Source organism: Promicromonospora noduliphila, from assembly GCF_056951025.1.
Genome location: NZ_CM167806.1, coordinates 4036856 through 4049290 on the forward strand (window position 1 = coordinate 4036856; position 12435 = coordinate 4049290).

The 12435-nt window shown below is 71.3% G+C and carries 10 protein-coding genes; 5 read left to right on the forward strand and 5 right to left on the reverse strand.

The genetic code is table 11. From position 1 onward, the window contains the following. Positions 1–67 precede the first annotated feature (67 nt). A complete protein-coding gene (locus AC0QU1_RS17750) occupies positions 68–559 on the reverse strand; it encodes a DUF6326 family protein (protein ID WP_483569737.1) in 492 nt (163 codons plus the stop codon). Positions 560–784: 225 nt separating this feature from the next. Here AC0QU1_RS17750 and AC0QU1_RS17755 point away from each other — a divergent pair, with 225 nt between their 5' ends. Next, the gene (locus tag AC0QU1_RS17755) at positions 785–1045 is read left to right on the forward strand and encodes a TetR/AcrR family transcriptional regulator C-terminal domain-containing protein (RefSeq protein WP_483576726.1); all 261 of its coding nucleotides are present in this window, start codon (positions 785–787) and stop codon (positions 1043–1045) included. Between the two features lie 6 nt (positions 1046–1051). Here AC0QU1_RS17755 and AC0QU1_RS17760 read toward each other — a convergent pair whose 3' ends face one another. From AC0QU1_RS17760 to AC0QU1_RS17770, 3 genes are all read right to left on the reverse strand, one after another. Continuing rightward, positions 1052–1960 (reverse strand): carbohydrate ABC transporter permease, encoded by a 909-nt coding sequence (locus AC0QU1_RS17760; protein WP_483571142.1) that lies wholly within the window; start codon positions 1958–1960, stop codon positions 1052–1054. Then, entirely contained in the window at positions 1957–2937 is a 981-nt protein-coding gene (locus AC0QU1_RS17765) for a carbohydrate ABC transporter permease (RefSeq protein ID WP_483571144.1), read from the reverse strand. Before AC0QU1_RS17765 ends, AC0QU1_RS17760 begins: the two co-directional genes overlap by 4 nt. Positions 2938–3041: 104 nt before the next feature. Beyond that, positions 3042–4331 carry an ABC transporter substrate-binding protein gene (locus AC0QU1_RS17770; protein WP_483571146.1) on the reverse strand — a complete coding sequence of 430 codons (1290 nt, stop codon included), beginning with the start codon at positions 4329–4331 and terminating at the stop codon, positions 3042–3044. Between the two features lie 226 nt (positions 4332–4557). Here AC0QU1_RS17770 and AC0QU1_RS17775 point away from each other — a divergent pair, with 226 nt between their 5' ends. The 3 genes from AC0QU1_RS17775 to AC0QU1_RS17785 all read left to right on the forward strand — a co-directional run bounded on the left by AC0QU1_RS17775 (position 4558) and on the right by AC0QU1_RS17785 (position 10086). Next, complete coding sequence (locus AC0QU1_RS17775; protein WP_483571148.1) at positions 4558–5670, forward strand: ROK family protein; 1113 nt, start codon at positions 4558–4560, stop codon at positions 5668–5670. 124 nt (positions 5671–5794) lie between these two features. Further along, a complete protein-coding gene (locus AC0QU1_RS17780) occupies positions 5795–7843 on the forward strand; it encodes a beta-galactosidase (RefSeq protein WP_483576728.1) in 2049 nt (682 codons plus the stop codon). Beyond that, positions 7840–10086: an alpha-galactosidase gene (locus AC0QU1_RS17785; protein WP_483571150.1), complete on the forward strand. Its 2247-nt coding sequence runs from the start codon at positions 7840–7842 to the stop codon at positions 10084–10086. Before AC0QU1_RS17780 ends, AC0QU1_RS17785 begins: the two co-directional genes overlap by 4 nt. Here AC0QU1_RS17785 and AC0QU1_RS17790 read toward each other — a convergent pair. Then, positions 10025–11308 (reverse strand): M24 family metallopeptidase, encoded by a 1284-nt coding sequence (locus AC0QU1_RS17790; protein WP_483571152.1) that lies wholly within the window; start codon positions 11306–11308, stop codon positions 10025–10027. The genes AC0QU1_RS17785 and AC0QU1_RS17790 overlap by 62 nt on opposite strands. Positions 11309–11437: 129 nt before the next feature. Here AC0QU1_RS17790 and AC0QU1_RS17795 point away from each other — a divergent pair, with 129 nt between their 5' ends. Further along, positions 11438–12376, forward strand: coding sequence for an AraC family transcriptional regulator (locus AC0QU1_RS17795; protein ID WP_483571154.1), 939 nt, complete (start codon positions 11438–11440; stop codon positions 12374–12376). The last annotated feature ends 59 nt before the right edge of the window (positions 12377–12435 follow it).

A 12435-nucleotide genomic window follows, 5' to 3' on the forward strand; every position in this document is an offset into this window, starting at 1 on the left:
GAGCTGATCACGGTCGGCCCGGTGTCCGCTGCGGCGGGCTTCACGCCGTAGGGCCTTGCACGGATACCTACTGTCGAGTGTCCTGTCGAAGGTTGGTCGTGGCGGGGCCGGTTGGGACGGCGGGGGTTCGAGGCCAGGTCCAGGCGGAGCGCAGGATGAAGGCCAGGAGCAGCACTTCGATTCCGATGGAGAGGCCGTAGAAGGAGGCCCACTCCCAGGACTCCCCTACGGCGTTGAACACTGTGACGGGGAGGTACAGCGATGCCACGACGAGGTTCGTGGTGCGGTTCACCCGGGCGGGTAGCGTCATGGAGAGGACCACCATCAGGGCCGGGATCGTGATCAGGCCGAGGAACGCGGTCATCAGCGCCGGGCTGATGTCGAACTCGAAGACGACGCCGGCCAGGATGTCGTCGACAGTGCCGGGCTTGTAGAGGTGGTAGTAGTCGACGTAGATGTAGAGGAGCATGAAGGTGGTCCATGCGGCGGCGACCTTGGCCTGCACGGGGATCGGCGGGGTGTCGAGCAGGTTCGGGGTGGTCGTTCGGATGGTGGTCATCGGTTCTTCTTTCGAGAGGAGGTCCCTGCGCCGCAGTGGCGGCAAGTCGAGAGTGTACTTAGTACACTACGGGTAGGCTGTCGGCATGACAAGGCCCGCCCGCGCCCCTCGCAACTCTTTGTCGCGCGAGCGTGTGGTCCAGGCTGCCTTCGAGCTCGCTGACGCCGAAGGGCTCGATGCGCTCACCATCCGGCGACCCTGATCGCGGCGGGATGCTCCGCGCGCCTGGCATCGCGCGCGTTCGTCGTCCTCGACAGCTACGTCTACGGCTTCGCGGTGCAGCAGATCACCATGCCCACCACCGAGCCCGGCGACGTCGACCCCGACCAGGAGGCCGCGATGCGGCAGTACCCCAGCATGCTCGCAGCGATGGACGCCGTGACGGCAGACCCCGAGTACGACTTCATCGCCGAGTTCGACGCCGGGCTCGACCTGGTCCTCGACGGCATCGACCGCTGGCGCCAGCGGCCATCGGCGTCGTCGTGACCAGCGCTATCCCTTGAGCCCGCCCGACACAAGATCGAGGCGCCAGTAGCGCTGCAGGAACAGCACGAGCGCGAGCAGCGGGATGATCGAGACCGCGGCGCCGGTGATCGCAACGGAGTAGAGCGCCGGCGAGCCCGACCCCTTCGCGAGCAGGGTGAACAGGCCCACGGTGAGCGGGTACAGGTCCTGGTCCGAGAGCATGATGTACGGCAGCAGGAAGTTGTTCCAGGTACCGATGAACTGCAGGAGGAACACGGTCACCATTCCGGGCACCATCAGGGGCAGCACGATGTTCTGGAAGATGCGCCACTCCCCCGCGCCGTCGATGCGCGCGGCCTCGAGGGTCTCCTGCGGCACTGCCGACATCGCATACACCCGCGAGAGGTAGATGCCGAACGGGCTGATGATGCTGGGCAGCAGCACCGACCAGTGGGTGCCGACGAGCCCGAGCTGCGACAGCAGCAGGTACTGCGGCACCGCGAGCACGATGCCCGGGATGAGCACGCCGCCGAGGATCGACAGGAACAGGAACGCGCGCCCGGGGAACGCGTACTTCGCGAGCGCGTACCCGGCCATCGTCGAGACGAGCACCGAGAGCAGCGATCCGGCGCCGGAGTAGATCAGCGAGTTGAGGCACCACAGGAGGTACTGCCCGTTCTCGTACGCGAACAGCGCCACCAGGTTCTCCCACAGCCCGGTGCCGGGAGCGAAGGTGAAGGTGGTGAACAGCTCGCCGCGGGTCTTGCTCGCGGCCACGTACACCCAGATCACCGGGATGAGGCAGTAGACGGCACCGACCAGCAGCACGATCGTGGGCAGCGCACCCCAGCCACCCTGGCGGGCGTGCTGGCGTGCACGGTCGGACGGGCTCCGGCGGGCGGTCGCCGGCGCCGGGTGCGCGGTGGTGGCGGTCATCGTTCGACCCCCATGCGCCTGCGGTTGACGATCCGCAGGATGACCACCGAGACGAGCACGGTCCCGACGGCGAGCACGGTGGACGCAGCCGCTGCCCGCGGCAGGTCGTCGGTGCCGAAGGCGTCGCGGTAGATGGTCATCAGGGGCACCCAGGTGTTCGAGATGGCGCTCGTCATCGGCTGCAGGGTCGCGGGCTCGCTGTAGAGCTGGAGCGTTCCGATCAGCGAGAAGACCCCGGTGAGCACGAGCGCCGGCACCACGAGCGGCACCTTGATGCGGAGCGCGATCTGGGTCTCGCTGGCGCCGTCGAGCCGGGCGGACTCGTAGATCTCGTTCGGGATCCCCCGCAGCGACGTGTAGATGATGATCATGTTGAAGCCGACGCCACCCCAGACCGCGATGTTCGCCAGCGAGCCGAACAGCCCCGGCTCCTCCAGGAAGGGCACGGTGCCGAGGCCGAGCGCCCGCGTGAGGTAGGAGAACGGGCTCGTGCTCGGCAGGTACATGAATCCCCACAGCAGCGCGGCGACCACGCCCGGCACCGCATAGGGGATGAAGATCGCCGTGCGCCCGAACCGCTTGAGCCGCGCGGCCGGGGTGTCGAGCACGAGCGCGAACAGGAGCGCGAGGCCGAGCGTGAGGGGCACCGCGAGCACGCCGTAGAGCGTGAGCCGGCCGAACCCGGCGACGAACTCGGGGTCGGCCAGCACGGCGGCGTAGTTCTCGAGGCCCACGAACACGTCCGTCTTGCGGCCCAGGAGGGCGCCCTCGATGCGGTAGGCCCGGAGGCTCAGCCACACGGCGTAGCCGACCGGGATGAGCATGAAGGCGACGTAGAGGATCACCGCCGGGGCGGTGAACAGGTACGGCGCGACCTGCACCCGCCGGGGGCGACGCGACGGGCGCGTCGCGCGGGTGGACGAGGGCACGCCTGGCGGCGGTTCCGCGGAGTGCTGTCTCTGCACGGTGATCGACATCTGTGGCGTCCTCTCGATGCAGGTTGTAATGGAAGAGAGCGGGGCCGGCGCCCCCGGCCAGAGCGGGTTCGGCGCCCCGCCTGGGCCGGGCCGGCGCCTGGCCGTCAGCCGTTGCTCACGGCGAACCCGGTCTCCTTCATGTCGGCGACCACCGCCTCCTGCGTGGCGACGAAGGCGTCACGCCAGGGCGTGCCGTTGCGGATGGCCTTGCCCAGCTCGTCCTCGAAGACCGACTTGGCGAGGTTCACGTTCGGGCCCCAGGTCACCGGGACGGTCTCGGAGGAGATGTCCGCGGCGATCGAGTAGAAGTCGTCCTGCTGGGGCATGAGGCTGGGCGGGTCGTTGCTCGCGGCCATCTCCTGGCCCAGGTTGGAAGCCGGGTAGAGGCTCTGCTCGTCCAGCAGCAGGGCGTTGCCCTCCTCGCTGGCGTTGAGCCACGTCGCGAACTTGGCCGCCTCCTCGGGGTGCTCGCTGTCCTTCGTCACGACGAGGGCCGAGCCGCCCTGGTAGGCGACCGCCTTGTCGCCAGGGGTCCACTGCGGCAGCGGTGCCATCGCCCAGTCGCCGGCGGTCTCGGGCGCGACGGACTCGATGACGCTCGGCGCCCACACGGCCGACGGCCAGGAGAGCATCGTGCCGGCGTTGACCATGGCGTTGTACTCCGGCGTCAGCAGCGGCTCGGTCTGGATCAGCCCCCCGGTGGCCAGTTCCTCGAAGAAGTCGGCCACCTCGAGCGATGCCTCGTCGGCGATCCCGACGGTCCACTCGTCGCCGTCCACGGACCACCACTGGCCGCCCGCCTGCGTGGCGACGCCGGCGAAGAACCCGAACTCGGTGGGCGGCAGGCTCGTGATGACGGCGTCCGGGTCGGCCTTCTGCACGGCGGCGGCCGCCGTGCGGAACTCCTCCCAGGTGGTGGGCACGGGGACGTCGAGCTCCTCGAAGCGGTCCTGCCGGTACACGAACGCCATCGGACCGACGTCCTGCGGCACGCCGAACACGGCGCCGTCGAAGGTGGTCTGCGCCCAGGTGCCCTCGGTGAAGACGTCCTGCACGTCGCTCACGTAGTCCGTGATCTCCTGCGGGACGTCGGCGACGATCAGCGAGGGCAGGGTCGTGTACTCGACGAGCGCGAGGTCGGGGGCGTTCCCGGCGCGCGACGCGGTGAGCAGCTTCTGGGACGACTCGTCCCCGCCGCCGGCGTCGGTCAGCTTCACCTGGATGTCCGGGTTCTCGCTGTTCCACTGGTCGACGACGCTCTGGCCCTCGGTGGTCCATGCCCAGAGCTCCAGGGTGACGGGGCCTTCGGTACTGCCGCCGGCGGAAGCGCAGCCGCTCAGGGCGGCAGCACTGACGACGGCGGTGGCGGACGCCATGAGGGGTCTCATTCGCATCGTGATCTCCTTTGACTGGTGCGAGCCGGCGGCATGCGCCGACTGGACCAAAGTGTGGCGACGGGGGCATGCTTTGTCAACTAGCGAAACAAAGATGCCCGTGCCGACCGGGTGGCGCGGCCCGTCCCGGCGAGGCCGGACGGATAGGATCCGAGGCGAGGAGACGAGGTGCGCGATGCCACAAGCTCAGGCCGCCACCGCTCCGTCGGGAACGACGGGGTGGCCGGTGCTGACTGACGCCGAGGGCGGTGTGCTGCGCGAGCTGCTCGTCCACGGGCCGCTCCCCCGGGCCGAGATCGCCCGCCGGCTCGGCGTGTCGCGCGCGAGCCTGACCCGGGTCACCCGGGCCCTCATGGACCACGGGCTCGTCGCAGAGGGCGACGTCGAGCTGCGCGGCTCGACCGGCCGGCCGAGCGAGCTGCTCGTGGTGCGGTACGACGCGCGGCACTTCCTCGGGGTGAAGCTCACCGGCGACACGGTGTACGCCGTCGTCACCGACCTCGGCGCGCGCATCGTGGCCGCCCACGAGGTGCCCATCGCCTCGCGAGAGCCGGACGCGGTGATCGACCAGATCGCCGCCGTCCACGCCCGGTTCGCCGCCACGTACGGCACGATCGTCGCCGCCGGCGTCGCCCTCGCCGGCGACCTCGCCGTGGTGGACGGCCGCCAGATCGTCGCCGAGTCGGGGTTCCTGGGCTGGCGGAACGTCTACCTCGCCGAACGCCTCACCGAACGGCTCGGCATCCCCACGAGCGCGGAGAACGACGTGCGCGCGCTCACCGCGACCGAGCACTGGTTCGGCGCCGGAGCCGGCTGCAGCTCGCTGGCGCTCATCACCGTCGGCGTGGGCGTCGGCTTCGGTTTTGTCGTCGACAACCGCGTGGTCACGGGCCATCACGGGCGCGCGGGCAAGCTCGACCACCTGCCCGTCGACTCCGCTGGACCCATCTGCGGCTCGGGACACCGCGGCTGCGTGAGCGCGCTGCTGCCCAACCAGGCGATCGTCGACGCCCTCCGGATCCCCGGTCTGGACTTCGCCGGGGTGGTGGCACTCGCCCGCGACGGTCACGGCGGCGCCCGGCGAGCCTTCGTCGACGCGGGGCACGCGCTCGGCGTGCTCATCGGCACCGTGGCCAACGCCCTCGACCCGGAGAAGATCGTGCTCGCCGGCGACGGGCTCGTCGTCATGGAGCTCGCCGGCCGCGAGGTGCACGCCATGATCGAGCAGTCGCTCGCCCCCGGCGTTCCCGCGCCGACGGTCGACATCCAGCCGTTCGAGTTCGACGAGTGGGCTCGCGGCGGCGCCGTGCTGGGCATCCGCACGATGCTCCGCTTCTAGAGTCCGCTTCTAGGCTCCGCTTCCAGCGGGACCGCACTCTTTGTTTCGCGCGTTGACAAACATGGCCGTGCTCGGCAAGGCTGAGCAGCCGGGGCACGACCGCCCCGCACCGACGTCGAAGGAGATGCCCGTGGCCCGCCGCGCAGCCGAACGACCCGCTACCCGACGCACTCCGACCGCCTGGCCGACCGACGGCCTGAGCTACGGAGGCGACTACAACCCCGAGCAGTGGGCGCCGGAGACGTGGCGCGAGGACGTACGCCTCATGCGTGAGGCGGGCGTCAACATCGTCACCCTCGGGGTGTTCTCGTGGGGTCTGCTCGAACCGCGCCAGGGCGAGTACGACTGGGGCTGGTTCGACGAGGTGATCGGCCTGCTGCACGACGCGGGCATCGCCGTCGACCTCGCCACCCCGACCGCGGCACCGCCGAGCTGGTTGCTGCACGCGCACCCGGAGATCCTGCCGGTCGACGCCCACGGCGAGCGCGAGCAGCCAGGCGGCCGGCTCGGCTGGTGCGCCAGCTCACCGGTGTTCCGTGAGCACGCGCTGCGGATCACCACGGCCCTGGCCGAGCGCTACGGCGATCACCCCGCCGTGCGGCTGTGGCACGTGAGCAACGAGCTCGGTGGCGGCAACGGACGCTGCTACTGCGAGGTGACGGCGGCCCGGTTCCGCGAGTGGCTGCGTGCGGAGTACGGCACCGTCGAGGCGATCAACGCCGCGTGGGGCACGGCGTTCTGGGGGCACACCTTCACCGATATCGACCACATCGAGCCGCCTCGGAGCGAGCAGCACAAGGTGAACCCGGGGCTGTTCCTCGCCTTCGAGCGCTTCTCGTCCGACGAGCTGCTCGAGCACTACCTCGCCGAGGCGGCGGTGCTCCGCGCGCACAGCGACGCGCCCGTCACGACCAACTTCATGGTGGGCGCCGGCTGGCACGTCGTCGACTACTCCGACTGGGCCGGGCACGTCGACGTCGTGGCGAACGACCACTACACGATCGTCGACGACCCGGTGCGTCAGCAGGATCTCGCCTTCGCCGCCGACCGGATGCGCGGCCTGGCCGCCGGCCGCACCCCGTGGCTCCTGATGGAGCACTCGACCGGCGGGCCGAGCTGGCAGGAGCGCAACCGCGCGAAGGCGCCCGGCGAGATCCTCCGCAACGCGCTCGCCCACGTGGCACGCGGGTCCGACGGCGCGATGTTCTTCCAGTGGCGTGCTTCCACCGCGGGGACCGAGCAGTTCCACTCGGCGATGCTGCCCCACGCCGGTACCGAGAGCCGCGTGTGGCGCGAGATCGTGCGGCTCGGTGACGCGCTGCGGCGGCTGCGAGGTATCGCGGGATCCCCGGTGGAGCCGGCGAAGGTCGCGCTGCTCGTCGACGAGGAGTCGGCGTGGGCGCTGCAGCAGGGCCTCAAGCCGCACCGTGCGCTGCGGTACTCCCGTGAGACGCGGCTGTGGCACCGGGTGTTCTGGCAGCGTCAGGTGCTCGTCGACGTGCTCCCGGTCGACTCCGACCTGGACGGCTACGACCTCGTCGTCCTGCCCACCCTGTTCGTCGTCTCCGACGCGCAGGCGGCGCGCCTCGGCGCGTTCGTGCGCGCCGGCGGTACCGCACTGGTCACCTACCTCACCGGTGTCGTGGACGAGACCAGCCGCGTGCGTGGCGGCGGCTACCCCGGCGCGTTCCGCGACCTGCTCGGGGTCACCAGCGAGGAGTTCCGCCCGCTGCAGGTGGACGAGACCGTGCGCCTCTCCGACGGCGGCACGGTCACCGACTGGAGCGAGGACACCAACCTGCACGGCGCCGAGGCTGTCGTCACCTATGCCGACGGGGACTCCGCCGGTCGCGCTGCGGTCACCCGCCACGCCGTCGGCGAGGGAACCGCCTGGTACGTGTCGGCGATGCTCCCGCTCGACTCGGCCGAACGCATCGCCGACCGGCTCATCGACGAGCTCGCCCTGCCGCGCGCGGTCGAGGCGAGCACCGGCATCGAGGCGGTCCGACGGCGCACGCCGGACGGCGACGTGCTGTTCCTCATCAACCACTCCGACACCGACGAGAAGGTCGGCGTGTCGGGGCAGTCGGTGCTCGACGACACCTCGTTCGACCACGAGGCGGTCGTGCCGGCCGGCGGCGTCGTCGTGCTTCGCGAGAGCCCGACCGCATGACCCTCGAAGCCACCGAGCCGACCGAGACCACCAAGCCGACCGAGATCACCGAGCCGGCCGAGACCACCAAGCCGACCGAGACCACCTCCGCATCCGCCGATCCGCCCGTCCGCGTGCTGCGCGCGGCCGGCGTCGGCGTGGTCGTGGCACTCCCGGAGCACGGCCTGCCCGAGGTGGTGCACTGGGGCCGCGACATCGGCCCGCTCGACGAGGCCGGCGGCGAGCACCTGCTGCACACGGTCGCTCGGCCGCCGTCGCCCAGCGCGCTCGACGCACCGTGGCCGCTGACGCTGCTGCCGGGCGAGCACGACGGCTGGGAGGGGCGCCCCGGCCTCGCCGGCCATGCCGGACGGCGGGCGCTGTTGCCGCGCTGGCGCCGCACTGCCGCCGACGGTGACGAGCGGTACCTGCGCGTCGCGGCCGAGGCGGACGGGCTGGGTGTCGTCATCGAGCTCACCCTCGATCCGTCGGGGGTGCTGAAGGTCGTGCACGAGCTGCACAACACGGGCACGGAGCCGGTCGACCTCGCGATCCTCGAGGCGACGATGCCGGTCGGCGACCTCGCCACCGAGGTGCTCGACTTCTCCGGCCGCTGGACGCGCGAGCGCGCCCCGCAGCGGCGTCCGCTCGTGCAGGGCAGCCACGCGCGCGAGTCGCGCCGCGGCCGCACCGGGCACGACTCGCCTCTGGTGCTGGCGCTCGGGACCGAGGGGTTCGGCGATACGCACGGCGAGCTGTGGGCGGTCCATCTGGCGTGGAGCGGCGACTCCGTCCACCGCATCGACGCGCTGCCCGAGAGCCGCACGGTGTTCGGCGCGGGCGCGCTCCTGCGTCCGGGCGAGATCACCGTCGAGCCGGGAGACTCCTTCCGGACGCCCGCTGCGATGTTCGTGTGGAGCGACGAAGGGCTCGACGGTATCGCGCGCCGGTTCCACCGGTTCGTGCGCAACCGGCCCCAGCACCCGCGGCGGCCGCGGCCGGTCACGCTCAACACCTGGGAGGCCGTCTACTTCGACCATGATCTCGGCAAGCTCGAGCAGCTCGCCCTCCTCGCGGCCGGGATCGGCGTCGAACGGTTCGTGCTCGACGACGGCTGGTTTCTCGGCCGCCGCGACGACTCGGCCGGCCTCGGGGACTGGCAGGTGGACCCGGAGCCGTGGCCGGACGGCCTGCATCCGCTGGTCGAGCTCGTGCGCGAGCAGGGTATGGAGTTCGGGCTCTGGCTCGAGCCCGAGATGGTCAACCTCGACTCACGGCTCGCGCGCGAGCATCCCGACTGGCTGCTGCAGCCGATCGAGAACCAGGTCCGCACCTGGCGCAACCAGTACGTGCTCGACGTGTCGCGGCCGGAGGTGTTCGACCACCTCCTCAAGACGATCTCGGCGCTCGTGCTCGAGTACCGGCTCGACTACATCAAGTGGGACCAGAACCGCGACCTCATCGAGGCCGTGCACGCCGGCCGCGCGAACGTGCACCGCCACACGGAGGCGGTCTACCGGCTGCTCGCGGCGCTCAAGGAACGGCACCCGGGCCTGGAGATCGAGTCGTGCGCCTCGGGCGGGGCCCGCGTGGACCTCGGCATCCTCGAGCACACGGACCGGGTGTGGGCCTCCGACACGAACGACCCGGTCGAGCGGCTCGCCATCCAGCGCTGGACCCAGTTGCTGCTTCCCCCGGAACTGATCGGCGCCCACGTCGGCCCGCCCGTCGCGCACACCACCAGGCGGGCGACCGGGCTCGACTTCCGGATCGCCGTGGCGCTGTTCTGCCACTTCGGCATCGAGTGGGACATCACGACGTGCACGCCGGACGAGCTGGAGGAGCTACGCGAGGCCATCGCCGCCTACCGGCGGCTCAGGCCGTTGCTGCACACCGGCGACGTGCACCACCCGCCGACCGGGGACGCCGGCACGAGCGCGACGGCCATCGTCGCGCCCGACGGCGGTCAGGCGGTGGTGAGCCTGGCCCGGTCGGCCAGCGGCGTGCGAGCCCTGCCGCCGCTGCTGCGCGTCCCCGCGCTGCCGGCCGAGCGCCGGTACCGGGTGCTGACGCCCTTCCCCGCGACCCTCCCGCGCGAGGTCCCGCCGCTGCTCGCCGCCGGGGACGGTCCGGCGGAGACAACGGGTTCCGCGCTCGGTGCGGTCGGGCTGCGCCTTCCGCTCCTCCATCCGGCGCACAGCGTCATCGTGGAGCTCGATGCGCGCGCCGTCCGGCGCGGAGCACCTCCCGGGTCAGCGGGCTGAACGCGATCGGCTCGCCGTCGGTCACGATCGCGGTGCCGCCGACGTGGGCGAGGTGGCCGCCGAAGGCGTACTGCGGCTCCAGGACGAAGCACATCCCTGGCTGCAGCACGAGGTCGGCCATGAAGGTGGGGTGGCCGTGCGCGGCCGGGTAAGCCTGCGCACCGGGGAGCAGGCTGATGTCCCCGCGCCCCTTGCCCATCGCGAGGCCGGGGTTGAGCGAGTGGACGGCGATGAGGTACATCTGCCCGTCGTGCGCGTCGAGCGGTGCGTGCATCGCCTCCACGACGTCGCCGAAGGTCCGCCCTGGCCGTAGCGTCGCCAGACCGGCGTCGTAGGCCTGCCGTGCGACGTCGCCCGCGCGCCAGTAGTCCTCGTGGACGTCGCCGACGGCGATCGTGACCTGGTGCTGCGTGTGCCGCCCGCCGAACTGGGAGAACACCTCGGCATAGACGACGTCGCCGTCGGCCAGCACGCGCGGCGCCTCCGCGCGGTACCCCCATGCGGGGATCCCTGAGGCGACCGGGTCGGGGCCGGACCAGAGATGCATGGCCGAAGGGAGCGTCCCACGCCGATAACCCTCGGCCATGCCGGCGGCGTAGACCTCGGCCTCGGACACGCCCGGGCCCGCGGCGTCGACCATGGCCTGCACCATGGCGTCGCCGATCTCGGCGGAGCGCCGCACGAGGAGGATCTCTTCGTCGCTGAGCCGCATCGTCATCAGGCCGACGACGGCATCCGTCGGCCGGAACTCGATGTTTGGGAGCTTCTCCCGGACCCGGCCCCACAGCACATGAGGCAGAACGCCCTCCGGGTGCCACGGGAGATGCGGCCCGAGGCCGACGACGCCGACGGTACCCCTGGTCAGGCCCAGCTCGGTGAGCGTCTCCGCGATCCCGCCGGAGGTGCGGGAGCCGCGCAGGTTCCGCGGCGCGATCCAGGATGCGTGACCCCGCCGGCCGGCCTCCAGGTGGTCCAGCACGAACATGGCTCCGGGCAGGTGCACGATCGGCTCGCCGTCGCGGGGGAAGACGACGGTCGTCCCGGGGCGCTCGTTGGTGAACCACGTGTCGTAGGCGACCTGGGCCGGCCCTGCGTCCTCGTGCTCGCCGAACACGACCAGGGCGTCCAGGCCCTCATGTGCCATGAGCGCCCGGGTCAGACCCCAACGGCGGTCGCGCTCTGCCTCTGAGAGGGTCGGCACAGCGGTGTCGGTGTCGTTCATCTCGTTCCCTTCGTGTGGTCGTGGAGCGTCGCTCGCGGGTGAGCGCGGGACGCTGGAGTCCAGCCTGACGACCGCGAGTGACACTATGAATACTTGCTGATGTCAATTTCTTGTGCGAGAGTCCCATCCATGGGAGACCAGTTGTCCGAGGTGCTCGACCTCGTGGAGATCCGCAACGCGGTGTCCGGCGGGTTCGCGGCCAGCAGCCCGTGGGCGGGACGCTCACCGTGCTACGACGCGATGAAGCTGATCGCCATGGTGTCCGGCCGCTGCCGGCTGCTGACCGATGGCCTCGACGAGCCGATCGAGCTCTCCAGCGGTGATGTCGCCATCCTCAACAACCGCACGTGGCTCGAGGTCGAGGGCGGCCCTCCGGGACCGGGTCCACGTCGCCGGGTCACACCCGAGGAGAACTTCACGGGCCTCGCCGACGCGGATCGCACCACCGACGACGTCGTCCTCGGCACCGCCGTCGACATCAACCCGGCCGGCCGGGAGCTGCTGCTGCGGGCGCTACCGCCGGTGGGGGTCGTCAGGGCCCCTGCGGCGACTCCGCTGCGGGCGCTCCTGGACCAGGTCTTCGACGAGGTCGCGGGCCGCCGCACCGGTTCCGACTTCGCCGTCCGGCAGTACGGCCAGCTTCTCTTCCTCGCGGTCCTGCGCGCCCACCTCGACCAGACGGTTGCCCCGCCGGGCTGGCTGCGGGTGCTCACCGACGAACGGCTGCGCCCTGCCGTTGCCCTCATGCACGCCGAACCAGCCACGTCCTGGGGCCTGGAAGAGCTGGCGCACGCCGCGGCGATGTCCCGGTCGGCCTTCGCCCGTCACTTCCGTGCCGCTGCGGGCGTGCCCCCGGTCACCTACCTCAGCCGCTACCGCATGCTCCTGGCCCAACGCGCCCTGCAGCACAGCGACACCCGCGTCGGCGCCCTCGCGGCCGAGCTCGGGTACGCCTCAGAAGCGGCCTTCAGCAACGCCTTCAAACGCGAGATCGGCGAATCACCGCTGCACTACCGCCACCGAGTCCGCAAGGAGCCGGACGGACACCTCCAGCCGACCACGGCGTGAGCGGCCAGCGGCCCTACGGGCGCTGATGACACGAGGCTCCCTGGCGAACCGCGCCGCGC

Bases quoted from the DNA above. Each gene is read 5' to 3' on its own strand.
- AC0QU1_RS17750 (WP_483569737.1), bottom strand. From the start codon at position 559: ATGACCACCATCCGAACGACCACCCCGAACCTGCTCGACACCCCGCCG.
- AC0QU1_RS17760 (WP_483571142.1), bottom strand. From the start codon at position 1,960: ATGACCGCCACCACCGCGCACCCGGCGCCGGCGACCGCCCGCCGGAGC.
- AC0QU1_RS17765 (WP_483571144.1), bottom strand. From the start codon at position 2,937: ATGTCGATCACCGTGCAGAGACAGCACTCCGCGGAACCGCCGCCAGGC.
- AC0QU1_RS17770 (WP_483571146.1), bottom strand. From the start codon at position 4,331: ATGCGAATGAGACCCCTCATGGCGTCCGCCACCGCCGTCGTCAGTGCT.
- AC0QU1_RS17780 (WP_483576728.1), top strand. From the start codon at position 5,795: ATGCCCGTGGCCCGCCGCGCAGCCGAACGACCCGCTACCCGACGCACT.
- AC0QU1_RS17785 (WP_483571150.1), top strand. From the start codon at position 7,840: ATGACCCTCGAAGCCACCGAGCCGACCGAGACCACCAAGCCGACCGAG.
- AC0QU1_RS17790 (WP_483571152.1), bottom strand. From the start codon at position 11,308: ATGAACGACACCGACACCGCTGTGCCGACCCTCTCAGAGGCAGAGCGC.
- AC0QU1_RS17795 (WP_483571154.1), top strand. From the start codon at position 11,438: ATGGGAGACCAGTTGTCCGAGGTGCTCGACCTCGTGGAGATCCGCAAC.